The sequence below is a fragment of the Psychrobacillus sp. PGGUH221 genome, from assembly GCF_042055255.1.
GTDB lineage: Bacteria > Bacillota > Bacilli > Bacillales_A > Planococcaceae > Psychrobacillus.
The window spans coordinates 104,788-129,962 of record NZ_JAQMHQ010000005.1 but is presented as its reverse complement, the minus strand read 5'-3'; the positions used below and the strand labels follow the sequence as shown (position 1 = coordinate 129,962).

The window sequence follows — 25,175 nt, the reverse complement described above, 5'->3', positions numbered from 1 at the left end:
GTTTTCTATTAAAATTCTTCTATAGTATAAATCCAATTTGCGCGCATAACTTCTGTTACTTTTTTTGTGTCCTTTTCTCTAAGAAAACGAATTATTTCAGCGTGTTGTTCTACGGAATACTCTCTAAGATTAATTTTTTCATAATAGAACAATCTTCGCACATGTGCTTGAAGCATTTCTATCATAGAAAGTATGTATGGATTATTGGCACTATCCACAATAATCTGGTGGAACTCTTCGTCTACTTTCAATGCAGTGGTAAATTCCTTTGTCCGAAGCGCATCCGCGAATTGCTTGTTCTTTTCTTCTAGTAATTCAAGTATGCTCTCATCCATATTAGGAATAGAGAGTTCGGCTGCAAGCGCTTGCAATACTGCCAATGGTGGTAAAAGATTATTAATGTCGTCTGTTTCTACTGCAGTTACTTGCGTAGCTCTTCCTGGTTGCATGGTGACAAAGCCTTGTGATTCTAAGAGCTGAAGTGATTCACGAATAGGAGTTCGACTGACTCCCAGTGCCTGTGCAAGCTCGATATCATTTAATTTTTCTTCTGGTTGTAATGTACCATCGATAATCCATTGCTGCAATTGATTAAAAGCATGAAGTTTTGCGGTAGTTCTTACAGGTTTTGTATGATTAACTGGTATCGGCATGTGACAACCCTCCTTCAAAAATCTTAATAGTTAACAAAATTATACACTATATTATACAGTATATCGCATTTATTGTTAAAAAAGTTTTATTCCATCAAAATTTTTAAGGTAAGAGCTTTCACATCAATTACAGATTCTTCCGCCATAATATCTTGTAACATAACTTCTTTGAAGTAATTAACACTTTTTTCTAAAGGCATATGAAGTATCTTTCTTAAAGCATTATCGTACATTTTTAAAAATTCAATATCCGTATTTCCGCGTTGTAATTCTGCAAAAGCTTCATACACTTGGTCGAGTTTATCAGCAAGTTCAAGTAGTCTGCCTTCAATGGTTTCGTCTTTTCCTTCTTTCATTCGGTCGAAAAAAACAGGTTGGAATTCCTCTGGGATTTCATCTAAAATAAATTTCTCCATCATTTTTTCTTCTACATGAGAAAGCATCTGTTTAAGTTCTGGGGAAGCATGCTTTACTGGAGTTTTAATATCCCCGATAAAAATTTCAGCAAAGTCATGATTAATCGTTTTTTCATAAAGTGACTTCCAGTTAATAGTCGCTCCATTGTTCTCTTCGATTGTTGCAAAAAACATCGCGTATTGAGAAACCTTCCATGAATGTGCAGCAACATTATGATCCTCGAACTTAAAACGTCCTGGGGCACGTATAATTCTTTCTAAATCGTTCATGCTCATAAAAAACTTATGAATACCCATTCACAATCACTCCTTTTTATTATCATACTTGAAAATTCGAAAATATTGTAATGAAAGCATAATTGTAAGATAACCAAAAAATAAGGTACTATGAATGTAAAATGAAAGAAGGATTAACAATGACTGAAATTCAACCAGTGCTAAAGAAGCTACAATGGAAAGAAACAGGAAAAGCAGTGCTCATTTTAAATGCCCCATCTTCTTATAATGAGGTTTTAACTGCTTTTGAAGGAAGAGTAGATAAAAAAGTGGAAGAAGAAAATTATGGGTTTATTCAAGTGTTTGGAACTTCCAACGAAGAGATAGTTAACCTTTCTAAATCAGTTGTTGATTTTCTTGAAGAAGATGGTCTTTTATGGTTGTGTTATCCTAAAAAATCTTCCAAAGTATATAAAGGCTCAGATTGTAGCAGAGATACTGTTGCACGAGTGCTTGCCGAAGAAGGTTTTGAACCCGTTCGAAATATTGCAATTGATGAAGATTGGTCAGCACTTAGGTTTCGTAAGGTAGAAAATATTAAAAAGATGGTACGTAAATTCGCTCATACAGAAGTAGGAAAAGAGCGTACAAATGAGCAATGATGCTATAAAACAATTACAATTTATTTCAGAAACAATCTTAGAACTTTTTGAACTAGTGGATGAAGAAATACTGCATAAAAGTCCAGTCGTAAATAAAATGAGTGTATGGGAAGTTTGCATGCATCTCTCCCAAATACCAGGAGCAGATTTGCATATTCAAAATGGCTATTCGGCACAGCAAATGACGGAGTATTATCAAACAAATATGTCTAAGAATATAGCAGAAGTAAAAAATCGATTTACAACTGGTATTCAAGAACTTCTAATCTATTATGAGAACATAGCTGAAGACGAATTAAAGAAAAGATTCACCACATATTGGGGAAGTGATTATAGTAAGGGTGAATGGTTTATTCAAATTATTAATCATTTGGTGCATCATCGAATGCAATTGTATCAATATTTGCTATTACTAAATCAAGAAGTACATATTGTTTTATTTCGTTGAAAAGTGGGAATCCTATTATTAAATAAACGCGAGCGCGAATATCTGCCGATAGGCGAGGCTTTGGGTTTTGGACAGATAATTGATTTTTTATCTGTTAATAAAAGGAGGAGTTCTTATGACGACGAAGTACGATAAATTAAAAGATACATTACTTGAGCGTTTAAACGAATTGGAACATAGTAGAGATAATAATGAAGAGTTTAATACAACGGAGTTATCTTTTTATGATAACCACCCTGCCGATAGTGCAACTGATTTAACGCTTCAACATACTCGTTTGGCAATGCAAAAGCATGAAGAGGATGAAATGCAAGATATAAAAGAAGCACTAGCTGCGATGGAAGAAGGAACATATGGTACTTGCACAGAATGCTCGAAAGAGATTCCGATGGAAAGATTAGAGGCTGTACCAACTGCTTTAACTTGCGTAGAACATGCAAGACAAGAGGTAAATGAGGATATTCGTCCAGTAGAAGAAGATATTCTGAATTCAACTACTGATCAACCGGTGGAGGATGAAGATCCACGAGTGCGAGATTATTCTAACAGCTTTGAAATATTAGAAGAAGTCGGATCATCGGATACTCCTCAAGATAAACAGTAAAACGAAGGATGTCCTGTAATTTAGGACGTCCTTTTATTATGCATATAATTCAACAAAAGTAACCCACTATAGTACACTGAGAGAAAGGAGGTTATCCTGTGACTGCTATTGTTTTATTTGATGGGGAGTGTAACTTTTGTGATGCAAGTGTTCAATTTATCATCGCAAGAGATCCCAAAGGATTTTTTCAGTTTGCTGCCTTGCAGAGTGATATAGGAAGGGAACTTAAAATAAAGCATCTTATTCCTGAAAAGCTGAATAGTGTTTTAGTAATTGAAGATAATACAGTATATGATTCCTCCGACGCTGCAATTTTTATATGTAAACATTTAAATGGACTATGGAAGGTTTTTTATGTTTTTAAGATTATTCCCAAGACATTTCGAGATACTCTGTATAAATTTGTTGCGAATAATCGGTATAAATGGTTTGGCAAAAAAGAAAGCTGTACAATTCCGTCTCCTGAAATGAGAAATCGATTTTTATGAGATAAAAATAGAGGTGCTTAGTAGTATGAACAGTGAAATGTATGACGTTACTATTATTGGTGGAGGTCCGACAGGATTATTTGCTTCATTCTATGGAGGACTACGTGGCCTTAAGGTGAAAATAATCGATAGTTTACCGCAGCTTGGTGGACAGTTAATGGAGCTTTATCCTGACAAATATATATACGATATTGGAGGGCTTCCAAAAATTCTAGCTAGAGACTTAATAGCAAACTTGGAGGAACAGGCTGCTTATAGCAATCCAACAATTTGCCTAGAGGAAACGGCAACATCTCTTGAGAGATTCAACGATCATTTTAAATTAACGACGGATAAAGAGGTGCATTTTACCAGAACTATTTTACTTACTTCTGGCATCGGTTCGTTCCAACCTCGTAAATTAAATGTTCCAGGAGCTGCAGAATATGAAGGGAAAAATCTTCACTACAAAGTAAAGAACTTACAGGATTTTAAAGATTCAACTGTACTTGTGTTAGGTGGCGGAGATTCTGCGTTGGATTGGTCCTTAATGCTTGAAGATGTAGCTATGAGCGTAACTATTTGTCATCGCAGAGAGTTTACAGCCCATGAAATGACTGTTCAACAACTGAAGAATTCAAAGGTGCATATAAAGACACCTTTTGGAATTAAAGAATTAGTTGGAGATGGTGATTCTATTCAAGAGGTTGTAATCGTTGCAAAAGATAAATCTGAACAACGAATCCCAGTTGATCATGTCCTTGTCAATTATGGAAATGTAGCATCACTAGGGCCTTTGAAGAATTGGGGTCTCACGATGCAAAAAAATTCGGTAGTTGTGAATGAAAAAATGGAAACGAACATGGAAGGGATATATGCTGCAGGGGATGTTTGCACGCATGATGGGAAAGTAAAACTGATTGCAGTAGGATTTGGAGAAGTACCCATTGCGATTAGTCATATTAAAGCCTTTATTGACCCAAAATCACGTGTTCAACCTCCACATAGTACAAGTGTTTTTGAATAAGTAGTAAGCAAAAGAGTAAAGGTTTAAGTAACCAATTCGCTGCTAATGCAATTAAAGAAAATAAAAAACACCAAGAGCAATTATTCTCTTGGTGTTTATATTACTTGTAAAAGACTTTGTCGATATTGTATTTTGCTTTCAGTGTGTTGATAGCATATGTTTCGTAAATTTCACGATCCATTGCTTCATCCACTACACATACGCTAATTTTGTAGACCTCGTCGCGATGTTTGATCATCGGAGAAACATTATCTTCAAAATGTTTTTTAATACGTTGTCTAATTTTACGCGCTTTTCCTACGAATAATAGCTCATCATTTTTGTTATAAAACATGAAGATGCCGCCTTTATCTCGAGGGATTTGGTGAAAGTCGATAAATCCATAAATGGATGGAATTTCTGGCTCTCCTTCTTTGCGCACTTGTTCACGTTGCGTAATAGTTAAAGTTGGTTTTGGTAGTTCGATTTTAATCATTCACTCACGTCCTCTTATTGTCTGGCCTTTAGTCTACCATATTCTCTTAGTAATATCTATTCGGAACAAAAATGAATAATAGCAGGATTAAGCTATAGATGTATAGAAATAATAACTATAATTAAACATTGGAGGAATATAGACATGATTAGAAAATTAGAAGACTTTTTAGCAAATTGGAAACATGAGAGTGATTCTACCCTTAAAATACTTGAAACATTAACAGATGACTCTTTAAAACAAAAAGTTTACGATGAAGGCCGAACACTAGGGCAACTTGCTTGGCATCTTGTTGTAACAATCGATGAGATGATTGGAAAAACGGGATTACAATTTACAGCTACACCGCATGACGCACCTAAACCTGAAACTGCCAAGGAAATAGCCAAGGCATACAAAGATTCAAGTGACGCTATGGTTCGTGCTATAAAAGAACAATGGACAGATGAAACGTTGTTAGAAGAAAAAGATATGTATGGTGAGGTATGGACGATTGCAAATATCCTACAAGTACTAACTTTTCATCAAACACACCATAGAGGTCAAATGACTGTGCTTATGCGTCAAGCAGGGCTAGTTATTCCTGGGATGTATGGTCCCTCTAAAGAAGAATGGTTGGCTTTTGCTGGAGAAGCACCGGAGTGAGAGTCTAAGTGTTAGTTAGTTATACTAGTTGGCTTGTTGACTCCGAAATCGGCAGTACTACATCGAACGGAGTTTGTTATTATAAAAGAAAACCGGTAACTCTGTGAAAGGAGTACCGGTTTTCTTTAGGGGGAAAATAATGAAAGTATACGACTTGCATTGTGACGTATTGTATAAATTGGCAAAAGCAGAAACTCCAATATCCTTTGCGAACTCTTCCTTACTTCAAGCAAATAAAGAAGCACTTGAAGCAGGACAGGTAGCACTTCAATTATTTGCTGTGTTTGTGTCACAAGGCTTTCCTAAAGAAAAGCAATTTATGGAGGCAATTCGCCAAATAGAGTTTTTCTATACGGAAATTGTAGGAAAACATGATAATGTCGTAGCGATTAATAAGTGGGAGCAGCTAGAAACCCTAAAAGAGGGCCAAATCGGTGCTGTCCTTTCATTGGAAGGCCTCGATATGATTGATGGAAATCTTTTGAAATTAAAGTTATTATTATCACACGGAGTTAAATTGGTAGGCCTTACTTGGAATGGAGCAAATGAAGTTGCAGATGGAGCATCGGGAAATTCGGGAACTGGCTTAACCTCTTTTGGAGAAACAGTAGTGGATTTATTAAATGAAGAAAATATTATAATTGATGTTTCTCATTTGAGTGAAAAATCATTTTGGGATGTGTTGCCGAAAGCAAAATGGTTGATGGCGAGCCATTCAAATGCAAGAGCTATATGTGATACGCCAAGAAATTTAACAGATGATCAATTAAAAGCTTTGATTGCAAGAGAATCTCCCATTCATGTTGTGTATTATCCACAATTTATTAACACATCCAACAAACCTGTAGAAATGGAACACTTGGTTGAGCATATTGATCATATTACTGCACTTGGGGGTAAACATCTGGTTGGATTGGGTTCAGATTTTGATGGAATTGGAGAATTTATTGTAGGGCTGGAAGATGCATCGAAAACACAAAACTTAGTAAAATATTTATTAAAAAGCTATTCAGCGAATGAAGTAGAAGGATTTACTTCTCAAAATTTTGCGAGATTTTTGAAACGAATGGGTAAGGAGGAACAAATGTGAGTGGCTTACCAGATTGGTTTTTTGCTCTTGTCATTGCGGTCGTCATATGTTTTATTCTTTTAGCGGAATGGTGGACGCGTAGAGGATAAGGGATATGCTATACTAGGGTTGAAATTAGAAGAGAAAGAGGTTTCATATGCTAACATTTGAAGAAAAAGAAGTAATCATTCAGGAATTTCCGGAGTTAACTCGTAAGGAAGTATCCATGAAACGAGTGAATTACCATTACGAAGATAGTTTATATGATAAAACAACTGTTGTTTATCACCTTCACCCAAATGGTAATGGATTTGTTTATGTAGGAGATCTTCCTCAATATACAGCTAAAGAAAAAGGACTTGTGAATATTCGTGAAGTTTCGGCAGATGAATTAAGACAAATGATCAAAGACTCTATTTCTTACTTAGCTACAGAGGAAGAAGAATTTCTCGAGGAAGAAGTAGAAGAAGAGTGGAAAAATAAAGAAAACTCTAAACTAACGTTGTTGCAAGAAGATACGCAATGGAATATCTATCATGGATACAACTTAGAGGAGAGCTTTGGTTCGTATGAAGAAGCGACAACTTATCTATTAGAAGAAGGCTTTCGCAGAGTAGGGAAGAAGTAAGGAGGCGTTCCGATGAAAGGTAAATCTACGGTTATACTCCTAGTGGTTGTTCTCCTTTTTGCTATTGGAGCCGCCTTTTATTTTATAACGCAGTTTTTTGAAGATAATCCTACACAGCCTCAGCCGACTGGCTATATTACTGGAGTTATTATAGACATGAACGAGGACGGAGATATATTAGTCGTAAGTGACTTGTCCGTAGAACAGGCTAAAACCCTTTCTGTTCAAGACGCGATTGAACAAGGAAAAGATGCAACCTGGTTTTCTTTAACGATGGATCAACGGAATAAACTAGAGAAATACGATGAAGTAAAGGTCGGGCATGATGCTTTAGCAGAGTCTTATCCAATGCAAGGTGTAGCCAAGACAATTGAGAAGTTAAATGAATAAAGATACAGTAATATAAAACTACTTGCCCCTCGGTTAGTTTGGGCAAGTAGTTTTCTTGATTATTATTAAAAGCATGTTGTTCTTTTACAACAATAATTATATGAAAGTTGGAAATAAATGACGAAGGATCAACGTAAGAAACTGTCTGTATTAATGATTAATATGTTTATAGCGGTTGCAAGTTTTGGTATTATTATTCCGATTCTACCTGCTTATTTAAAGTCTATTGGTCAAGGAGGAACGGCAGCAGGATTAATGATCGCCATATTTGCTGGAGCACAACTTGTAATGTCTCCAATCGCAGGAAAATGGGCAGACAAATATGGTAGGAGGATAATGATAATCGCTGGTTTAGGTGGTTTAGCATTATCTATGTTTGTTTTTTATCTTTCCGATTCCGTAAGTATCTTGTATGTGTCTCGTATTATCGGTGGTGTAGGAGCTGCGCTATTAATTCCGGCGATCTTCGCTTATGTAGCTGATATTACGACAATGGAACAACGTGCAAAAGGGAATAGTTTAATCTCAGCGTCGATGTCGCTTGGTATAGTAATCGGTCCTGGAATCGGAGGATTTTTAGCAGATTTCGGTTTAAAAATTCCACTTCTTATTTCCGCCATCGTTGGTGTTTTGGCAGTAATCTTTTCCATGTTCGTATTGAAAGAAAGTAAAGCGTTAGAAAATGTTGGCCCTCAAAATAAGCCGGAGCCTATGGTAAAAGAGATCGTACAGTCCTTTAAAAAGCCTTACTTTATCCCCCTTGTCATTACACTAGTGATGAGCTTTGGATTAATGGCGTATGAGTCGGTCCTTGGTCTATTTGTAGATAATGAATTTGGTGCCTCTCCTCAAGATATAGCTTGGATGGTGACCGCAACGGGAATTGTCAGTGTTATTGTTCAACTGTTCGCTGTAGATATAGTTGTACGTCGCTTTGGCGAAGCTAATGTATTAAAAATCTTTTTAGGTATCACAGCATTTGGATTTTTCCTTTCCATAGTAGCCTCGAGTTACACGTTTTTCTTTGTAATTACGATGATTATTTTCCTTTCTACTTCTATATTACGTCCGGTCCTTACAACATTGATATCCAAGCTAGCTGGTCAAGAACAGGGATTTGCGATGGGGATGAATAATGCATATATGAGTATAGGAAATGTATTAGGACCACTCCTTGCCGGATTATTGTATGATGTGCATATTATATATCCGTTTGTATTAGGGTTAGTTGTCCTAGTTATAACGATGATTGGATCGATCATGTGGAAGGGTACAAATAAGTTAATATTAGAAGATTAGCTATGTAAATTTAATCATAATTGCTACGCCTAGCCATAACTATCAATGGTTAGGCTTTTTATTTTGAACACTAACTAAGAACTTTGTGTCTGTCATAAATTTGTGCTTCTTTTTTGATTGAATTGATGAATTATACTAGTATTTTAAAAAAACAGAAAGTTATAATTAAAGAAAGAACGAAGAAAAGGAGAGATATTTATGGTGTACCGTAAAAACCGTAAGGCTCATTTAGCAATGGCCTTTCTTCTTTTAGTATTAACCTCCAATTTTCTTTTGTATCAAACGGGAGTTCAAGAATTTTTATCGTTACAGGTGACTAGTGGCGTAGCAATGGGCTCTTTAATTGATTTAGCAATCATTGCACCGCTTCTTTTTTATGCTGCTTTTAAAATTACGATTAAACAAACTATTGGTTTAATGGTTGCTGGTTTAGTAATTGCTCGGATTTTTATTCCTTTTGAATTATTTGCACCTTTTGCTGGAATACTGTATACAGGAATTGCTGTAGAAGTTTTACTCGTACTAGCTGAACTAGGTCTTTTATTTCTAGTTATTTGGAAAGTGCCACAGATTCGAAAACAAATGAAGAAAATGAATGAAGACCCAATTTACAGCATGTTGCCTGCCATCGAAAAAGTAGTAACGAAGAATGTTTTTATCCAAATTTTCATGTCCGAAATTTTAATGATGTATTATGCATTTTTCACTTGGAAAAAGAAAGCGCCAAGCCATGCTGGCGTTGTGACAATGCATGAAAAGACGAGTGCTGTAGCCATTAATATAATGCTTATACACGCAATTCTTATTGAAACAATCGGACTGCACTGGTGGTTACATGAAAAATCACTCATTCTGTCAATTGTTCTCCTACTATTGAATATTTACTCAGTTACTTTTGTTCTCGCTGACATTCAAGTAACTAGACTACATCCAATGGAAATAAAGAGCGGGAAATTATATATTACTCAAGGATTTGCATCTCGAATAATTGTTCCACTTTCTAACATTAAAGAAGTGGAATGGGGAGGATCACCACCAAGCAAGAATACCGTGAAATTTATGTATAAAGATTTTGAGGAAGTAGACCCACAAGCGATTGTCTACCTTCACGAAGCTGTTCAAGCTACGATGTTTTTGGGAATGAAAAAGAGTGTAACAGAGTTTGCTATACGAGTGGATGAACCGGAAAAGTTGAAGCATCTGTTGCAAGACATTTAACTGTGAAAACATCCTTTTGTTTGACCTATATAATGAATCAAGTTATAATTATCTCAAATTCAAGATAAATAAAAGGAGTTTTATACATGAAGCATGTTTTTTATAAAGGTGAAGATTCTACTAGACCAACATTATTGCTTTTACACGGTACAGGTGGGAATGAGCATGACTTAGTAGGCTTGGGGAAAGAAGTAGACGGTGAAGCAAATATATTAAGTGTTCGCGGTAACGTATTAGAAAACGGGATGCCACGTTTCTTTAAACGTCTGGCTGAAGGTGTTTTTGATCTAGAGGACTTGAAGCTCCGTACAGAAGAATTGAAAAACTTTATCGATGAAGCAGCAGAGAATTATGAGTTTGATCGTAATAATGTAGTCGCTATTGGTTATTCCAACGGGGCAAACATAGCGGGAAATCTTTTATTTGAATATGAGAATGTCTTAAAAGGAGCCATTCTACATCATCCAATGGTTCCAAGACGTGGTGTAGAATTACCTCCACTTACAGGTGCCCCAATTTTTATTGGAGCAGGAAAAAATGATTTCATGTGTCCTGCTACTGAATCCGAGGAATTACGTGATTTGTTACAAAATGCAGGAGCAGAAGTAGAACTATATTGGCATTCCTATGGTCATCAATTAACGCAAGATGAAGTGCAAGCAGCAAAAAACTGGTACCAAACTAAATTCTAACAATCGGATGGTTGAGTCGATTAATCGAGTGGCTTCGCAATTTAATCGGATGGCTATCCCGAATAATCGAGTGGCTTCGCAATTTAATCGGATGGCTATCCCAAATAATCGAGTGGTTCCACAAGATATTTGGACGAAAAACGGAGTTAAATAATCGAATCCATGTAAAAAAGGCAAGCAGAAAATCTTATCTGCTTGCCTTTTTTGTTAATGCCACTTACTTGCTTTATATGGACCCTTACTAAAAGGCATCCACCAATTCCATTTTCCAAACAACTTCATTAAGCTTGGTACTAATAGCAAACGAATAATGGAAGCATCTATGGCAACTGCAATGGCAATTCCTACTCCAATTTGTTTAACTGGCATCACATCGGTGAATGCAAATGCACCAGTGATGACAATCATAATAAGTGCAGCCGATGTAATAATTTTACTTGTAGAGGTAAGCCCATCAATCGTAGCTGCAGTGTTATCGAGATTCTTTGCATACTCCTCTTGAATACGAGAAATCAAGAACACTTCATAGTCCATGCTCAATCCAAACACTAAACTAAATACAATGACTGGTATTATTAGTGCAATCGTTGTTTCCTCTATGCCGAAGTGACCATATTGGAAAATGTATACTAAGATCCCGAAAGTAGAAGAGAGTCCGATCACATTCATTATGATTGCTTTCAACGGTATTAATATAGAACGGAATGCAATCATTAGAATAACAAAGGTTGAACCTAGGATTATTGCCAGTAATAACCCTACTTTATCGAATATTTCATCAAATATTTCTTGATTGAATTTTGGGTGTCCACCAAGCATGATGTCCACGCCTACATCTTTTTCAGACCATTCACGAGCCCAATCCTGTGCCTCTGTCGACGATCCGTTTAAGTTAAGAGTGACCGGCAAAAGTAATTTATCCTCTTGTATAAACGATTCCGTCAAAGGGGTTAGCTGAGCTTTTATTTCAGGAACTTGCATACTCTGTTCCCATTGCTCTACAGTAGGGATTTCACTAGCTGTAAAAATGGTATTAACAGAATCTACATCTTTATCTGCTAACAACTGTTCTTCTAAGTTTTTTATTTCCTCTAAACCTTTTGTATTGTCCCAACCATCTTTCCGTTCGGCAATTATATAGATAGTTGATTGATCACCTAATCCAAACTCATCATCCATCAATTCATATGCTTGACGAGAATCGTACGAAATAGGGAGAGAATCAACCTGTGGAATAGCGAGTTCCATATCTTTTACAGGAATAATACCAATTCCTAAAACAATAAGTGCTACAACAATTAACGTAACTGGTCGCTTCATAACAAATGCAGCAAAATTACGCCATCTAGTAGATGCACCTGGTTTTACTCGTAGAATTGTCCACTTATTTATATGTCCTTTTAATAAAAGTAAAACGGATGGCAATAAAGTGATAGATGCAAGAACAGCCATGAACACAACAAGCATCCCGCCAAGTGCAATGTTTTGGAAAATATCCACTTTCATCACAAGCATGGCTCCTAATCCAATAAATACACAGACAGCAGAGAAAATAATTGAACGACCAGCAGTTTGAATAGCAGTGGAAACTGCATTTTGTACAGATTGCTTCAGCAATTCCTCCTTGTATCGATTAATAAGTAATAGAGCGAAGTCGATACTTAACGCTAGCCCAAGCATTGGTATGATATTCATAACAAATATGGACAAGTCCATCGTACTACTGAATAATGTCATTAATCCGAAGGTAGAAACAACCGTAATTACTCCAACAAGAAGAGGTATTACCGCAGCTACTACACCACCAAATGCTAGTAAAAGAACAATGATAGCAATTGGTAAACCAATTGTTTCTGCGTTTACTAAGTCTTTTTGACTAGCGCTATTAATATCTTCATTAATCGCAGCGCCGCCAGTTAATGTAACGCCCTTTTCACCATCAATTGTTTCACGTAACTTATCTACTACCCCATTAGTATCACTATTAAAATGAAGCATAGCATAAGCCACATGGTCCTTATACAGAGCGGGATCATCCAAAGGGGATTGAATTGATTCGGCAATATGTAAATCCTCAATATTAGCTAACGTTTTTTCGATTGTTGCATTCGAGGTGTTATCAAACACGACAAATAATGTTTCAGCAGGTAAGTCGAATGTCTCCGTTAGTTCTTCCATAACTTTCTGATGTTCACCATCTGTGTTAAAGCCATCGCCTTCCAATAAACCGGGTAAACGAATAGCCAAAAACCCCAACCCAATAAACAGAATTAACCAAGCAATAAGAATTGCTTTGTAATAACGCATGACTATATTAGATAAAAAACGCATAAATTTCCCCCTAACAAAATATCTAACCCCATTGTACTGTAAAGAAGAGAAAACATACTAATATAATGTTAATATAATAGGAACAATGAAAGGGAGGTTTAGTAAATGAAAATTACTCCACCGAAACTATCTAGCTCGTTAGAAGAACTGGACATCCAAAGTGCACTTCAGGAAGATAATTTTGTATCAAGCGGTATCGTTACAGAATTAAATTTCGAAGAGGAACAAGAGGATAAAATTATATTCGATCAAATCCATTTTCATAACATTTCGATGGAAGGAGTTCGGTTTCATCAAGTAGAATTTATCGATTGTTTATTTGATAAATGTGATTTGTCCAATGTAGACTTTGGGGACGCGGTATTCCATCGTGTAGAAATTCGAGGCTCCAAGTTAATTGGTGCAAATATCTCACAGAGCAGACTAACAGAAGTAAAAATAGAGGACTCTGTTGCAAATTATGTAAGTTTGAGTTTTTCTAAACTAAAGAAAGTAGCCTTTAAACAAGTCACGTTAAATAGAGCAGATTTCATAGAGGTTGCTTTTGATAAAGTAAAGATTGAGAAATGCGAACTAAACGACGCTAACTTCACGGAAACTTCTATGAAGGACATTGATTTAAGTTCCAATACATATGAGCAATTAACTGTTTCCATTGAGAAGCTTAGAGATTGTACAGTGTCCACTGAACAAGCAATTGGTTTTGCAAAGTCACTAGGATTAAAAATAATAGAATAAAGAAAACCCCTTGTCCTAAGACGAGGGGTTTTCTATTAAAAGAATAAGTTTAGTACTTGGAAGATAAGTCCTGCAACAATCGCAGAGATTGGAAGTGTAATAATCCATGTTAAAACGATTTTTTTAGCTACTCCCCATTTTACACCTTTCACACGTTGTGCAGCTCCAACTCCCATAATAGCAGAAGAAATTACATGTGTTGTAGATACTGGTAAATGAATGGTTGTAGCACCAAATATAATCATAGCAGATGATAAGTCAGCTGCGGCACCGTTGATCGGACGTATCTTCATAATTTTACCGCCAACTGTTTTAATAATTTTGTAACCCCCAATGGATGTACCTAGACCCATTGCAGCAGCTGCAGCAATACGTACCCACAATTGAATATCATCAGTTGTTTGCAATTCTGCAGCAATTAATGCCATTGTAATAATCCCCATTGCCTTTTGTGCATCATTTGTTCCGTGTGTAAATGATTGAAGTGCAGCTGTTCCAATTTGGAATATACGAAATCCTTTGTTTGTCCCATACAAGCTTCCTTTACTAAAGATAACTTTAAACAGGGACATCATAAGAAATCCGACAGCAAGTGCAAGGAATGGAGAAATGATTAACGCTTGAATTATTTTAATGAACCCTGCCCAATTTAAAATAGCAAAGCCAGCAGCGGATACTGCAGCTCCTGCAATTGATCCAATCAGCGCATGTGAAGAACTTGATGGAATTCCAAAATACCAAGTAACTAAGTTCCAAATAATAGCTGAAAGAAGTGCTGCTAAGATAATGAGTGAGCCGTTTTGCAGTGCAAAAGGATCCACAATATCTTTTGTGATTGTTTTGGCAACACCTGTGAAAGTAAGGGCACCAATAAAGTTCATAATTGCAGCCATCATAACAGCTACTCTTGGTTTTAAAGCTCTTGTTGAAACGGATGTTGCAATTGCATTAGCAGTATCATGAAATCCATTGATAAAGTCAAAGGCTAAAGCAAAAAATACTACTAGAATCGTAAGAATGAAAATAGTTTCCATTTTAAAGCACTCCTACGCATTTCGCATGATAATTGCTTCAATCGTAGTTGCTACGTTTTGACAATAATCCGCGACTTCTTCTAATTTTTCATATATATCTTTAAATTGTATAATTCGAACTGGATCTTTTTCTTTTAGGAATAATTGTTTAATCGACGAACGAAGTACATCGTCACACTTACGTTCATAATCTTTTATAAGAATAGCATGTTCATGCATTTGAAGTAACTTCTTATTTGCAAGAAGCTCCATAGCTTTTACAATTTCATCCGTACTTTTAACGATATAACCTAAAAACGTACGCATAGAATCATCGATTTCAATGAGCGAGAACATTTCTAGATTAGCAGTGAAATCGTCAATTCCGTCTAAAATATCATCCATTCTAACAGCTAATGACAAAATATCTTCGCGTTCAATAGGAGTCATGAAGGATTTGTTAAGCATCACGATTAAATCGTGTATTAGTTTGTCCCCTGCAGTCTCATAATTTTTTACATGCACACTGATTTCTTTTAAATCAGCAACAGTGTTGATACGGAAGTCGTCAGCGTAATGAGCTGCTTCTTGGACGTTCTGAGCTACCTTAAGTAAAGATGTAAAAAATGGATCTTGTTTTTTTGAACTAATCATAAAAGCCTCCTGGACTTTAGAATTTTTTTTGTCGATTAATCTCAAATATCATAACAAAAAAATTACAAAATCTACACACTTTTTACTTAAAAACTGTGAAATTTACAATGCTGTAACATTGTTCCCTAAAATAAGGGTGATAAAACATATTGAAAACGTTTACATATTTGAATTTACAGTAAATATTGTTTCCGAGGAAAAAATTTGTCGATTTAAGCAAAAAGATAGAAAAAACTATTTTTGAAAAAAAGTAAAAATATGAAACTTTCAGAAAGTGTTTCCGTATATATAAGTAGTTGGAAAAAGGGGTGATAAAAATCGATCAAATCTTTTTATACGGTTTAATCATTGTTGGTCTTGTAACTATTTTATATGTTTTGTTTGCGGATGCGATTGACGGTCTAGATGCCGGAATTTTTAATCCTACTGTTATTTTATCTTTTGTTTTATTTGTATGTGCTTCAGGCTTTATATTATTTAAAATTACAGACTGGAGTAATACGATTATTATCGTAGCTGCACTAATAATTTCTAGTATTTTGTCCTTTTTAATGTATTACTTTATTTTAGTTCCGTTGGCTTCATCAGAAGTATCAACAGCTTATACGGATGAATCACTTCAAGGACAGGTTGGAAAAGTAATTGTTCCTATTCCAAAGGACGGTTTTGGCGAAATTGTTATTGAGACAGTTAATGGATTGATATCCAAAAGGGCAACTGAGTATGACAATGAAGAGATTGACTACGGTAAACAAGTATTAATCATTGATGTAGATGCGGGTACTTTTTTAGTGAAAGAATATGAGCCATTAAAATATAAGGGGTAGGGGGAAATGAAATGTTGGATATGGGACTTTTAATAGTAATTGGGGCTGTTGTATTTGTGATAGTTGTTATCCTAGCAGTTTACATTACAAAATACCGAACAGTTGGACCGGATGAAGCGCTAATCGTAACGGGGAGTTATTTAGGGTCGAAAAATGTACATACAGACGACTCTGGCAATCGCATTAAAATTATTCGTGGTGGAGGTACTTTTGTATTTCCAGTATTTCAACAAGGCCAACCACTAAGCTTATTGTCAAGTAAATTAGAGGTTACAACACCTGAAGTGTACACGGAACAAGGAGTTCCAGTTATGGCAGATGGAACAGCTATTATTAAAATAGGTGGTTCGATTTCGGAAATTGCAACAGCGGCGGAGCAATTTTTAGGGAAATCAAAAGAAGATCGTGAAAACGAAGCGAAGGAAGTATTGGAAGGTCACTTACGTTCTATATTAGGATCGATGACAGTTGAAGAAATTTATAAGAATCGTGACAAGTTTTCGCAGGAAGTACAACGTGTTGCTTCGCAAGATTTGGCTAAGATGGGTCTTATAATTGTTTCATTTACAATTAAGGATGTTCGAGATAAGAACGGATACCTAGACTCTCTAGGTAAACCAAGAATTGCACAGGTGAAAAGAGATGCAGATATTGCTACTGCAGAGGCTGAAAAAGAAACACGTATTAAACGTGCGGAAGCTTCAAAAGATGCACAACGTGCTGAGTTAGAGCGAGCTACAGAAATTGCGGAAGCGGAAAAAGAGAACCAACTGAAAGTAGCAGAGTACCGTCGTGAACAAGATATTGCTAAAGCACGTGCGGACCAAGCGTATGAGTTGGAAACTGCTAGATCGAAGCAAGAAGTAACAGAGCAAGAAATGCAAATTCAAATCATAGAACGTCAAAAGCAAATTGAATTGGAAGAGAAAGAGATTCTTCGTCGTGAGAAACAATATGATTCGGAAGTGAAGAAAAAAGCGGATGCCGATCGTTATGCTATTGAACAAAATGCAGCAGCAGCTAAGTCTCGAGAGATAGCGGAAGCAGATGCGGAAAAATACAGAATTGAAGCGAAAGCAAAGGCTGAGGCAGAAAAAGTTCGATTAGATGGTGTTGCTAAAGCAGATTCTCAAAGAGCACAAGGAGAATCTGAAGCAGATATTATTCGTCTAAAAGGTCTTGCCGAAGCGGAAGCAAAACGTAAAATTGCAGAAGCGTTTGAAATGTACGGGCAAGCTGCAGTTCTAGACATGATTGTAAGGATGTTGCCTGAGTACGCAAAGGAAATTGCAAGCCCGCTTTCAAATATTGACAAGATTACAGTAGTCGATACAGGCAGTGGTGAAGGTGGAGGTGCAAACAAAGTTACTTCTTATGCAACCAATTTAATGTCCACTCTTCAGGAAACATTAAAGGCTTCCTCCGGAATTGATGTAAAAGAAATGCTTGAAAATTACGCAGGAAAAGGAAATATTCGTCCGAGCATTGAGCAGCTTACTCATGCTGTAACTGCTAAAAGTGAATCACAGTCGGTAGAAGATTTAGAAGAAGCACTAGTTAAATAAAAAGATGCAGACCGATCGCTTTAATAGTGAGTCGGTCTTTTTTTGTAAAGAAAAACTCTGTGAAGATGGCCAAGGAGAGACTAATCCGGCGGATGCTCACGCGAGCATGCGGTAACCGTGCACTCAAAGCTGTATGATACATCCTATATATAAGGGATGTCTCACAAGACACCATCTGTCCAAAACTCTCCGTAACGATTTCGAGTTATGTCATTAAAGGGATCGAGTAGCTTTTTTCTATATACGCTTCTTTCATAAATGTTAGTGTAAAAGCTTTTGCTAATTGTTATAATAAATATAAATATTTCGTCAAATTCCAACAAAATAAGACTCTCTTAAAAATAGGCAGAATAATCAGATTTATATTTTGTAAATGAGTAGTTAAAGGTATAATGGAAGAAAAAATAGTTTAAAATGCTGTCAGAACGCATGGAGGCCAAATGATACTTACTAAAGAGCAGATCCTGGATATCAAAACTAAATATTCTTTATCTAAAGTCGTGACAGATAAGACTATCACTACGTATATCGGAAGCGCTAATAACATTTCTTATTCTTTATATACTTTGCTACCGAACAGCACTTCTTGGATTAATTTTTATTCAAAAGAATATAACAATTATGTAGAGCGCTATACCATTGTTGATGGAGAATTAGAAGTTAAACGGAAAGGTGAAAAGGTTATTTTACAAGCAGGAGACGTCATCAATGCTAGTATGGAACCGTCCGTTGTAACCTGTTATGCACAGAAAGAAGTAGAGATATTATTGGAAATGACAACTCCTTTTTTTGAGAGAGATTTTACAGAACGAGAAATTTTGCACCGCGATGCGAGAAGGATACAAGAAGTAGATGGATATACATATCATCATTGTGCAAGAATAAGAGATTATTCCATTGAACTATGGAAGCGTATAAAACCTGGTGAAAGTATTAAGGTCATAAGTACAGGATCGTATTTTCATGACATAGGAAAGCTAGCAGTTCCAATTGAAATATTAAATAAGTCTGGGAAGCTTACAGATGATGAATGGAAAATCATTAAAATGCATACAACGTTAGGTGCAGAAATGATGAGAAATCATGAAATTGAGCGATTACGTCAAGCCGCTTTTATTGTAGAGGAGCATCATGAAAGGTATGATGGAAAGGGATATCCCTTTGGGTTAATCGGCGAAGAAATTTCCTTAGAAGCTTCCATTGTTGCGGTAGTTGACGCTTTTGATGCAATGACGACAAATCGTGTATACAGAGGTGCGATGACATTCGAAGAAGCGATAAAAGAAATTAAAAATGGTAGAGGCACCCAATTTAACCCATTAGTAGTAGATGAATTTCTAAAAATGTTAAAAGAAAAGAATTATGAATGGAATTAAAAAGGAGAGAAGAAAAATGACTTATCGTATTGAGCATGACTCTATGGGAGAGATAAAAGTTCCGCAAGAAAGTCTTTGGGGAGCACAAACACAAAGATCGAAAGAAAACTTTAAAATCGGTACAGAAAAAATGCCGATTGGTGTTGTACACGGCCTTGCCCTATTAAAAAAATCTGCAGCAATTGTTAGTCATTCTCTTGGGAATTTATCTGAAGCCAAAAAAGATGCCATTTCCGTAGCTGCCGATGAAATTCTTGCTGGCAAACTAGATCATCACTTTCCATTAGTTGTTTGGCAAACTGGTAGTGGTACACAATCTAATATGAATGTAAATGAAGTAATAGCTCATCGAGGTAATCAAATCCTTGAAGAAAAAGGTAGCGAAGAGCGTCTTCATCCAAACGATGATGTTAATAAATCTCAGAGCTCTAACGATACGTTTCCAACAGCACTACATATTGCAGGAGTTCTAGCAGTTGAAAAACAACTTTTGCCTGCTATTGAGGTCTTAAAAGAAACGCTTGGGAAAAAATCAGAACAATTCATGGATATCGTGAAAATTGGTCGTACTCATTTACAAGATGCAACTCCGCTTTCTCTGGGACAAGAGTTTAGTGGTTGGCACAGAATGTTAGAGAAATCAGCAAAAATGATTACACAGGCAGTTCAAGACATGAAGGAACTTGCAATCGGTGGTACTGCTGTAGGAACAGGGCTAAATGCACCGAAGGGATTTGGTGATTTAGTTGCTTCGGAAATATCTAAAGAACTAGGTATTGAATTCACTTCGGCTAAAAACAAATTCCATTCCTTAACTAGCTATGATGATGTTGTATATGTGCACGGAGCAGTAAAAGCACTTGCTGCTGACTTGATGAAAATTGCAAATGACATTCGCTTGCTTGCAAGTGGTCCACGTTCCGGAATTGGAGAAATTACTATTCCAGAAAATGAACCAGGAAGCTCTATTATGCCTGGAAAAGTAAACCCAACACAAAGTGAAGCGATGACAATGGTTGTTGCTCAAGTGATGGGGAATGACACGACAATTTCTTTTGCAGCTAGCCAAGGGAATTATCAATTGAATGTATTTAAGCCAGTAATTATTCACAATTTCCTTCAGTCTACTCGTTTACTAAGTGATGCAATCATTAGCTTTAACAACAATTGTGCAGTGGGAATCGAACCAAACCTGGAAACAATTAAACATCATGTGAACAATTCATTAATGCTTGTAACTGCTTTAAATCCTTATATTGGATATGAAAATGCAGCGAAAATTGCAAAGCATGCACATAAAAATGGAACGACATTAAAAGAAGCTGCAATTGAATTAGACTTATTGACTTCTGAAAAATTCGATGAAATTGTACGTCCCGAAAAAATGATTTAACCAAAAATCATTGGTGGATGCAAATCTTCTTAAGGTGAAATTTGAATATAAAGAGGTTATCTATCAGAATGAAAAAGATATTGTTTATACTACTAAGTTCTATATTAGTGCTTTCTGCGTGTGGTCAGAAAGAGGCGGAAGTAGGCCATGAAGAACATGCTGAGCATATTGCTCATTCAGAAAATGGCGATATACAAGAAACAACTGCATCAGCTGATGTTTTACCAACATTTTTAGACAGTCAATCGGAGGATATGAAGCTTGTGTATCAAGCAGCAGCAAAAGCAAATGACATCCTAAAATGGATGCCTTGCTATTGTGGATGTGGTGACAGTGCTGGTCACATGAGTAACTTTAACTGCTTCGTACAGGAGATTAAAGAAAATGGAGAAGTAGTATGGGATGATCATGGTACACGTTGTGCAGCATGTTTAGAAATTGCAGTTATGTCGATCAATATGACACAAGAGGGTAAGTCACTTGTAGAAATTCGAAATGCAATCGATGAAGCTTATAAAGAAGGCTATGCAACACCAACAGATACACCGATGCCATCATAAAAAAACAGCCCGTTTTCACTAATTTAGTGAGAATGGGCTGTTTTCTTTTAAGAAGAAGATTCCTCCGCAACTTGTAAATTTTGTACCAGAGAGCTATTTACATCACAGACACTTCCTGTTGAAACATAAACTCCTATAGAAGGAAGGTTGCATATTGCTCTGGAGAAGTGACTGCTCGGTTTTGAAAAACTGCAGAGCCCTCATTTTATATATACATTACTCACTAATGATTCTTGTATGACATCCGTTGGAATTTCAAATGTTACGAGACCCATTGAACCCGGTGCTACTTCATATTTATCGAAAGAAATGGTTAGTTTATGGTCTGCTGTAATAGAGAACGTTTGATCCGGGCGAATTGCTTCAAAGCCTATTTCCTCTTCGCTCGCAATCCAATACACAATACTTTCATCCGATTCCATTTGTTTTATCATTTCTTCCTTGATATAGGAGGAAATTACTTCTATATATGCATCATCTTTAAACAAGCTCGGTAACGTAATAAGAACTTCATTTTTCTTATCTATTGTATCTGTTCTTAGCGTAGTAGATGAGGATCCTACAAGGTTCACTTCATAACGACTTATCGATAGAATTTCCTCTGTATCGGTGACCACTTCATACGTAGATGCTACACCAAGATGGCCCCCACCAGCTTCTTTTAATGCTTCCATTTCAATTAGGAAGCTTTCGTAAAGTGCTTCGTTTTCAGCAATATATTTTTCATTTAAACTATTTTCTAATTCTTCATTTTCTAGTCCAGTGACGTTAGGAGTTTTTATATCAGCGTTGTATGTGTCCTCAGATACTTGAATTTCTTGTACTGTCACTACTTGAACAATAGAACCTAGCAAGGGTACAGATGATAGCGTTTGGGCCAATGCGGGACTTACATTTACACTTGCCACAAAGATAGCGGCCGCTGCTACCATTCCGATGCCCCATTTTTTAAATGGCATACTTTTTTTCCTCTTTCCTTTTGACTCACGAATGGTGTCCTTTACAACATGTTTTAGCTCAGTTGGTATTTCAATATTATCGTATTGTTTTTTAGAATCATGTAACTTACTCATGCATGCACCTTCTCTTCCATATTTGTTCGTAATTTTCGCAAGGCAGCATATAATCTCGTCTTAATAGTATTAGTGTTTTCTCCTAGCATGGTGGCAATATCCTCGATTTTCATATCTTCAAAGAATCGAAGAATAATTATGGTTTTGTGCTGCGCCGATAAATGGTCTATTGCTTCATACAAATCAATATCTCGAATTTCGTCCTCTTGAATTGGTAGGTGAAAGTCTAACATATCATCCTCAACTAAGGTGATTCTTTTATTTTTGTGAATATAATCAATCGAGGTATTGATTAAAATTCTATAAAACCACGTTTTTAAATAATGAATATGGTCTAAGGAATCAATGGATCGTAGAGACTTCATAATACTTTCCTGTATTATATCTAATGCAGATTCCTTACTTTTAACATAGCTAAAAGCAAGACGATAATGCGCATGTTGATTTTCAATAATATAGTTTTCAACTAGCTGAAACTTTTCTTTTTTTGTCATGACATCTTTGTACTCCTTTTTCATTTCAGTAACATAATTATGTAACAAAAATTAGACGGAGGACTGGAGTGGAAAGTTTGCCTTATATAAAGAATATTTTCCCCAGCAACAATCCTTCAAATGTAAATATGAATGGCGATGTCCCTTTTTCTTAAGAAATTCTTCATATTTATCCTTCTAAAATGTTAAGAAACAATCGATATACTATGTTCATAGTAAACGGAAGGAGAAATAAAATGATACAAGTACAGGATGTAAATCATACATTTTTAATCGGGAAAAAAGGAAAGGAAAAGAAAGTGCCTGTTTTAAAAGGGCTATCTTTTGAAGTGGAGCAAGGAGAGATTGTTGCGATAGTTGGAAAAAGCGGCTCAGGTAAGTCTACTTTGCTTCACACAATAGCAGGTTTTATGAGTCCTGAACAAGGATCCATTACTGTGAATGGTAAGGAAACTGCTTATTTAAATGAAGCAGAAAGAGCACAGTTCCGATTAAATAATTTTGGATTCATCTTTCAAAACTTTCAATTGATGCCGGGACTAACAGCATCAGAAAATATAGAGCTTCCGCTTAAATTAAAGGGAGTATCTTCTAAAAAAAGAAAAGCAAATGTAAAACAATTGCTACAAAAGGTTGGACTACAAGAAGTAGCGGATCATTATCCAAATGAATTATCAGGGGGTCAGCAACAGCGTGTAAGTATTGCACGTGCGCTCATAACTAATCCACCGATTATCTTTGCAGATGAACCTACTGGTAGCTTAGACTCGGAAACTGAGCAAGACATTTTATTGCTTATACAGGATCTTAATCAAGGATTAGGTGTAACGTTTGTCATTATTACCCATGATGAAGAGGTTGCAAGTATTGCACATCGTAAATTTAAAATGCATGACGGGGAACTAGTAAAAGGAGGTGCTCCATATGCTATTTAAAGACCAAGTTGATTTTGTACGTCAACATATTAAGAAGAATAAACTGAGAGTATTTATGACGGTTCTAGCAGCCACAATGGGATGTGCATTTTTAATCGTGCTTGCCTCCATCGGGTTCGGGATTCAAGATACAATGCGGAAAGAAATATTGCAAGATCAAGCGATTACAGAAGTAGAAGTGTATCCAAATGCTGACGAGGAACTGGATATTTCACAAATAAGATCTATTGAGCATGTAGATGCAATTGTACAAAGGTTAAATTTAAATGCTATGGTTAATTCTCAAATAGAGGACCGTAGCCTTCAAGGAAATTTAATTCTTACAAACTTTGACGAAGAACAAAAATCAAATCTACAATTATCAGAAGGCAGAATGCCCGAAAAGGATAATGAAATAATAGTTGGCTATCAGTTTGCGGAAAGTTTGTTAACGGATGCAGAACGTAAAGAAATGGAACAAAATGCAGAAGAAAATGCAGAACAAATCGGAGGATACAAGGACTCTATAATTGGAAAAACAATTTCTTTATCACTTCAGTCTTATGAAGCAGAGGAAGCTTTTCAGGAGAAATGGAATTTTACAATTGTTGGAGTTACAGAAAATCCAGCAAGAGATTGGATTATAGATACAAATGTGTTGGTAAACGAATCTTGGAAGGACAAGTTTAAAGAAGTAATTGTTGCGAATTCAGAAATAGAAGTAGTAGAAGCAGATTTATTTTATGCACAAACGAAAGTATTTACCTCTAGTTTAGAGCATGTAAAATCAGTTACAGAAGATCTAAAGGAAAAAGGCTATAATGTCTATTCGGTCTCTGAACAGTTGGAACAAATAGATGTTTTTTTCATGGCATTTAAAATTGGCCTTATATTTGTAGGCACAATTGCAGTATTGATTTCATCCATTGGAATCTTTAACACAATGACTATGGCTGTAACTGAAAGAACTCGAGAAATAGGAGTCATGAAGGCGATAGGAGCAAGTCCCAAACTTATTCAAAGGTTATTCTTAATGGAAAGTGCATGGATCGGTATTATTGGAACAGTTTTAGCTGTGATTATTTCATATGCAGTGAGTTTCCTGGCAAATTTAGTATTGCCAATGGTAGTAGGAGCAGCGTTAGGGGATGAAGATATTCAAAATCTATCCATTACTTTTTCGTTGATTCCATGGCAGCTTGTTGTTATTGCATCAATCATTAGCATAGGGGTTGCAATGATTTCTGGTTGGAGACCCGCACGAAAGGCAACGAATATTGATGTAATCAATGCTTTAAGACAGGAATTATAAAAGAAAGGTCGTCCTT

The 25,175-nt window shown here is 36.1% G+C and carries 28 protein-coding genes; 20 read left to right on the top strand and 8 right to left on the bottom strand.

The genetic code is table 11. From position 1 onward, the window contains the following. Window positions 1–8: 8 nt before the first annotated feature. Window positions 9–653 (bottom strand): GntR family transcriptional regulator, encoded by a 645-nt coding sequence (locus tag PGC35_RS09805; RefSeq protein ID WP_053591567.1) that lies wholly within the window; start codon window positions 651–653, stop codon window positions 9–11. An 86-nt stretch (window positions 654–739) separates the two neighbouring features. Beyond that, window positions 740–1,366 carry a YfbR-like 5'-deoxynucleotidase gene (locus tag PGC35_RS09800; RefSeq protein WP_375219020.1) on the bottom strand — a complete coding sequence of 209 codons (627 nt, stop codon included), beginning with the start codon at window positions 1,364–1,366 and terminating at the stop codon, window positions 740–742. A gap of 119 nt (window positions 1,367–1,485) precedes the next feature. On the opposite strand from PGC35_RS09800, the gene PGC35_RS09795 reads away from it, so the two are divergent. The 5 genes from PGC35_RS09795 to PGC35_RS09775 all read left to right on the top strand — a co-directional run bounded on the left by PGC35_RS09795 (window position 1,486) and on the right by PGC35_RS09775 (window position 4,493). Next, window positions 1,486–1,947: a hypothetical protein gene (locus PGC35_RS09795; RefSeq protein ID WP_053591569.1), complete on the top strand. Its 462-nt coding sequence runs from the start codon at window positions 1,486–1,488 to the stop codon at window positions 1,945–1,947. Beyond that, entirely contained in the window at window positions 1,937–2,395 is a 459-nt protein-coding gene (locus PGC35_RS09790) for a DinB family protein (RefSeq protein WP_375219019.1), read from the top strand. The genes PGC35_RS09795 and PGC35_RS09790 overlap by 11 nt, the downstream gene beginning before the upstream one ends. A 115-nt stretch (window positions 2,396–2,510) precedes the next feature. Then, window positions 2,511–2,999 (top strand): TraR/DksA C4-type zinc finger protein, encoded by a 489-nt coding sequence (locus tag PGC35_RS09785; RefSeq protein WP_056831013.1) that lies wholly within the window; start codon window positions 2,511–2,513, stop codon window positions 2,997–2,999. A 98-nt stretch (window positions 3,000–3,097) separates the two neighbouring features. Further along, a complete protein-coding gene (locus PGC35_RS09780) occupies window positions 3,098–3,487 on the top strand; it encodes a thiol-disulfide oxidoreductase DCC family protein (protein WP_056831011.1) in 390 nt (129 codons plus the stop codon). Between the two features lie 25 nt (window positions 3,488–3,512). Then, window positions 3,513–4,493 carry an NAD(P)/FAD-dependent oxidoreductase gene (locus PGC35_RS09775; RefSeq protein WP_375219018.1) on the top strand — a complete coding sequence of 327 codons (981 nt, stop codon included), beginning with the start codon at window positions 3,513–3,515 and terminating at the stop codon, window positions 4,491–4,493. A 100-nt stretch (window positions 4,494–4,593) separates the two neighbouring features. On the opposite strand, the gene PGC35_RS09770 is transcribed toward PGC35_RS09775, so the two are convergent. Beyond that, on the bottom strand, window positions 4,594–4,968 hold the full coding sequence (locus tag PGC35_RS09770; RefSeq protein ID WP_375219017.1) for a nucleotide excision repair endonuclease: 375 nt from the start codon (window positions 4,966–4,968) through the stop codon (window positions 4,594–4,596). Between the two features lie 144 nt (window positions 4,969–5,112). Between PGC35_RS09770 and PGC35_RS09765 the strand changes: the two genes are divergently transcribed. The 7 genes from PGC35_RS09765 (at window position 5,113) to PGC35_RS09735 (ending at window position 10,909) form a co-directional block, all read left to right on the top strand. Beyond that, a complete protein-coding gene (locus PGC35_RS09765; RefSeq protein WP_375219016.1) occupies window positions 5,113–5,613 on the top strand; it encodes a DinB family protein in 501 nt (166 codons plus the stop codon). A 139-nt stretch (window positions 5,614–5,752) separates the two neighbouring features. Continuing rightward, the gene (locus PGC35_RS09760; protein WP_375219015.1) at window positions 5,753–6,703 is read left to right on the top strand and encodes a dipeptidase; all 951 of its coding nucleotides are present in this window, start codon (window positions 5,753–5,755) and stop codon (window positions 6,701–6,703) included. Window positions 6,704–6,839: 136 nt separating this feature from the next. After that, window positions 6,840–7,310, top strand: a complete 471-nt coding sequence (locus PGC35_RS09755; RefSeq protein ID WP_375219014.1) for a hypothetical protein — start codon at window positions 6,840–6,842, stop codon at window positions 7,308–7,310. 12 nt (window positions 7,311–7,322) lie between these two features. Further along, the gene (locus PGC35_RS09750; protein ID WP_375219013.1) at window positions 7,323–7,700 is read left to right on the top strand and encodes a DUF3221 domain-containing protein; all 378 of its coding nucleotides are present in this window, start codon (window positions 7,323–7,325) and stop codon (window positions 7,698–7,700) included. 117 nt (window positions 7,701–7,817) lie between these two features. Further along, window positions 7,818–8,999 (top strand): MFS transporter, encoded by a 1,182-nt coding sequence (locus PGC35_RS09745; protein WP_375219012.1) that lies wholly within the window; start codon window positions 7,818–7,820, stop codon window positions 8,997–8,999. A 198-nt stretch (window positions 9,000–9,197) separates the two neighbouring features. Continuing rightward, entirely contained in the window at window positions 9,198–10,217 is a 1,020-nt protein-coding gene (locus tag PGC35_RS09740) for a beta-carotene 15,15'-monooxygenase (RefSeq protein ID WP_375219011.1), read from the top strand. A gap of 86 nt (window positions 10,218–10,303) precedes the next feature. After that, the gene (locus tag PGC35_RS09735; RefSeq protein ID WP_056830996.1) at window positions 10,304–10,909 is read left to right on the top strand and encodes an alpha/beta hydrolase; all 606 of its coding nucleotides are present in this window, start codon (window positions 10,304–10,306) and stop codon (window positions 10,907–10,909) included. 207 nt (window positions 10,910–11,116) lie between these two features. Here PGC35_RS09735 and PGC35_RS09730 read toward each other — a convergent pair whose 3' ends face one another. Next, window positions 11,117–13,240: an MMPL family transporter gene (locus PGC35_RS09730; protein WP_375219010.1), complete on the bottom strand. Its 2,124-nt coding sequence runs from the start codon at window positions 13,238–13,240 to the stop codon at window positions 11,117–11,119. 105 nt (window positions 13,241–13,345) lie between these two features. Here PGC35_RS09730 and PGC35_RS09725 point away from each other — a divergent pair, with 105 nt between their 5' ends. Then, window positions 13,346–13,978, top strand: coding sequence for a pentapeptide repeat-containing protein (locus tag PGC35_RS09725; protein WP_375219009.1), 633 nt, complete (start codon window positions 13,346–13,348; stop codon window positions 13,976–13,978). Between the two features lie 35 nt (window positions 13,979–14,013). Here PGC35_RS09725 and PGC35_RS09720 read toward each other — a convergent pair whose 3' ends face one another. Both PGC35_RS09720 and PGC35_RS09715 read right to left on the bottom strand, forming a co-directional pair. Next, a complete protein-coding gene (locus tag PGC35_RS09720; RefSeq protein ID WP_375219008.1) occupies window positions 14,014–15,012 on the bottom strand; it encodes an inorganic phosphate transporter in 999 nt (332 codons plus the stop codon). A 12-nt stretch (window positions 15,013–15,024) separates the two neighbouring features. After that, window positions 15,025–15,645 (bottom strand): DUF47 domain-containing protein, encoded by a 621-nt coding sequence (locus tag PGC35_RS09715; RefSeq protein WP_053591585.1) that lies wholly within the window; start codon window positions 15,643–15,645, stop codon window positions 15,025–15,027. A 308-nt stretch (window positions 15,646–15,953) separates the two neighbouring features. Here PGC35_RS09715 and PGC35_RS09710 point away from each other — a divergent pair, with 308 nt between their 5' ends. The 5 genes from PGC35_RS09710 (at window position 15,954) to PGC35_RS09690 (ending at window position 21,366) form a co-directional block, all read left to right on the top strand. Further along, window positions 15,954–16,472: an NfeD family membrane protein gene (locus PGC35_RS09710; RefSeq protein WP_375219007.1), complete on the top strand. Its 519-nt coding sequence runs from the start codon at window positions 15,954–15,956 to the stop codon at window positions 16,470–16,472. A gap of 11 nt (window positions 16,473–16,483) precedes the next feature. Beyond that, window positions 16,484–18,037, top strand: a complete 1,554-nt coding sequence (locus tag PGC35_RS09705) for a flotillin lipid rafts scaffold protein FloT (protein WP_371256544.1) — start codon at window positions 16,484–16,486, stop codon at window positions 18,035–18,037. Between the two features lie 440 nt (window positions 18,038–18,477). Beyond that, window positions 18,478–19,413: an HD domain-containing phosphohydrolase gene (locus PGC35_RS09700; RefSeq protein ID WP_056830990.1), complete on the top strand. Its 936-nt coding sequence runs from the start codon at window positions 18,478–18,480 to the stop codon at window positions 19,411–19,413. A 16-nt stretch (window positions 19,414–19,429) separates the two neighbouring features. Next, entirely contained in the window at window positions 19,430–20,806 is a 1,377-nt protein-coding gene (gene fumC, locus PGC35_RS09695) for a class II fumarate hydratase (RefSeq protein WP_053591587.1), read from the top strand. A gap of 68 nt (window positions 20,807–20,874) precedes the next feature. After that, window positions 20,875–21,366: a PCYCGC motif-containing (lipo)protein gene (locus tag PGC35_RS09690; RefSeq protein ID WP_375219006.1), complete on the top strand. Its 492-nt coding sequence runs from the start codon at window positions 20,875–20,877 to the stop codon at window positions 21,364–21,366. A 200-nt stretch (window positions 21,367–21,566) separates the two neighbouring features. On the opposite strand, the gene rsiV is transcribed toward PGC35_RS09690, so the two are convergent. Continuing rightward, on the bottom strand, window positions 21,567–22,439 hold the full coding sequence (rsiV, locus tag PGC35_RS09685) for an anti-sigma-V factor RsiV (protein ID WP_375219005.1): 873 nt from the start codon (window positions 22,437–22,439) through the stop codon (window positions 21,567–21,569). Further along, on the bottom strand, window positions 22,436–22,933 hold the full coding sequence (locus PGC35_RS09680; RefSeq protein WP_375219004.1) for an RNA polymerase sigma factor SigV: 498 nt from the start codon (window positions 22,931–22,933) through the stop codon (window positions 22,436–22,438). The genes rsiV and PGC35_RS09680 overlap by 4 nt, the downstream gene beginning before the upstream one ends. A 236-nt stretch (window positions 22,934–23,169) precedes the next feature. On the opposite strand from PGC35_RS09680, the gene PGC35_RS09675 reads away from it, so the two are divergent. Both PGC35_RS09675 and PGC35_RS09670 read left to right on the top strand, forming a co-directional pair. Further along, window positions 23,170–23,868, top strand: coding sequence for an ABC transporter ATP-binding protein (locus PGC35_RS09675; RefSeq protein ID WP_375219003.1), 699 nt, complete (start codon window positions 23,170–23,172; stop codon window positions 23,866–23,868). After that, window positions 23,858–25,159 (top strand): ABC transporter permease, encoded by a 1,302-nt coding sequence (locus tag PGC35_RS09670; protein WP_375219002.1) that lies wholly within the window; start codon window positions 23,858–23,860, stop codon window positions 25,157–25,159. Before PGC35_RS09675 ends, PGC35_RS09670 begins: the two co-directional genes overlap by 11 nt. Window positions 25,160–25,175: the final 16 nt, after the last annotated feature.

What these genes read in the sequence shown, in the direction of transcription:
- PGC35_RS09805 (WP_053591567.1), bottom strand. Translation starts at nt 653, where the DNA reads ATGCCGATACCAGTTAATCATACAAAACCTGTAAGAACTACCGCAAAA.
- PGC35_RS09800 (WP_375219020.1), bottom strand. Translation starts at nt 1,366, where the DNA reads ATGGGTATTCATAAGTTTTTTATGAGCATGAACGATTTAGAAAGAATT.
- PGC35_RS09795 (WP_053591569.1), top strand. Translation starts at nt 1,486, where the DNA reads ATGACTGAAATTCAACCAGTGCTAAAGAAGCTACAATGGAAAGAAACA.
- PGC35_RS09790 (WP_375219019.1), top strand. Translation starts at nt 1,937, where the DNA reads ATGAGCAATGATGCTATAAAACAATTACAATTTATTTCAGAAACAATC.
- PGC35_RS09785 (WP_056831013.1), top strand. Translation starts at nt 2,511, where the DNA reads ATGACGACGAAGTACGATAAATTAAAAGATACATTACTTGAGCGTTTA.
- PGC35_RS09775 (WP_375219018.1), top strand. Translation starts at nt 3,513, where the DNA reads ATGAACAGTGAAATGTATGACGTTACTATTATTGGTGGAGGTCCGACA.
- PGC35_RS09770 (WP_375219017.1), bottom strand. Translation starts at nt 4,968, where the DNA reads ATGATTAAAATCGAACTACCAAAACCAACTTTAACTATTACGCAACGT.
- PGC35_RS09765 (WP_375219016.1), top strand. Translation starts at nt 5,113, where the DNA reads ATGATTAGAAAATTAGAAGACTTTTTAGCAAATTGGAAACATGAGAGT.
- PGC35_RS09760 (WP_375219015.1), top strand. Translation starts at nt 5,753, where the DNA reads ATGAAAGTATACGACTTGCATTGTGACGTATTGTATAAATTGGCAAAA.
- PGC35_RS09755 (WP_375219014.1), top strand. Translation starts at nt 6,840, where the DNA reads ATGCTAACATTTGAAGAAAAAGAAGTAATCATTCAGGAATTTCCGGAG.
- PGC35_RS09750 (WP_375219013.1), top strand. Translation starts at nt 7,323, where the DNA reads ATGAAAGGTAAATCTACGGTTATACTCCTAGTGGTTGTTCTCCTTTTT.
- PGC35_RS09745 (WP_375219012.1), top strand. Translation starts at nt 7,818, where the DNA reads ATGACGAAGGATCAACGTAAGAAACTGTCTGTATTAATGATTAATATG.
- PGC35_RS09740 (WP_375219011.1), top strand. Translation starts at nt 9,198, where the DNA reads ATGGTGTACCGTAAAAACCGTAAGGCTCATTTAGCAATGGCCTTTCTT.
- PGC35_RS09735 (WP_056830996.1), top strand. Translation starts at nt 10,304, where the DNA reads ATGAAGCATGTTTTTTATAAAGGTGAAGATTCTACTAGACCAACATTA.
- PGC35_RS09730 (WP_375219010.1), bottom strand. Translation starts at nt 13,240, where the DNA reads ATGCGTTTTTTATCTAATATAGTCATGCGTTATTACAAAGCAATTCTT.
- PGC35_RS09725 (WP_375219009.1), top strand. Translation starts at nt 13,346, where the DNA reads ATGAAAATTACTCCACCGAAACTATCTAGCTCGTTAGAAGAACTGGAC.
- PGC35_RS09720 (WP_375219008.1), bottom strand. Translation starts at nt 15,012, where the DNA reads ATGGAAACTATTTTCATTCTTACGATTCTAGTAGTATTTTTTGCTTTA.
- PGC35_RS09715 (WP_053591585.1), bottom strand. Translation starts at nt 15,645, where the DNA reads ATGATTAGTTCAAAAAAACAAGATCCATTTTTTACATCTTTACTTAAG.
- PGC35_RS09705 (WP_371256544.1), top strand. Translation starts at nt 16,484, where the DNA reads ATGTTGGATATGGGACTTTTAATAGTAATTGGGGCTGTTGTATTTGTG.
- PGC35_RS09700 (WP_056830990.1), top strand. Translation starts at nt 18,478, where the DNA reads ATGATACTTACTAAAGAGCAGATCCTGGATATCAAAACTAAATATTCT.
- fumC (WP_053591587.1), top strand. Translation starts at nt 19,430, where the DNA reads ATGACTTATCGTATTGAGCATGACTCTATGGGAGAGATAAAAGTTCCG.
- PGC35_RS09690 (WP_375219006.1), top strand. Translation starts at nt 20,875, where the DNA reads ATGAAAAAGATATTGTTTATACTACTAAGTTCTATATTAGTGCTTTCT.
- rsiV (WP_375219005.1), bottom strand. Translation starts at nt 22,439, where the DNA reads ATGAGTAAGTTACATGATTCTAAAAAACAATACGATAATATTGAAATA.
- PGC35_RS09680 (WP_375219004.1), bottom strand. Translation starts at nt 22,933, where the DNA reads ATGACAAAAAAAGAAAAGTTTCAGCTAGTTGAAAACTATATTATTGAA.
- PGC35_RS09675 (WP_375219003.1), top strand. Translation starts at nt 23,170, where the DNA reads ATGATACAAGTACAGGATGTAAATCATACATTTTTAATCGGGAAAAAA.
- PGC35_RS09670 (WP_375219002.1), top strand. Translation starts at nt 23,858, where the DNA reads ATGCTATTTAAAGACCAAGTTGATTTTGTACGTCAACATATTAAGAAG.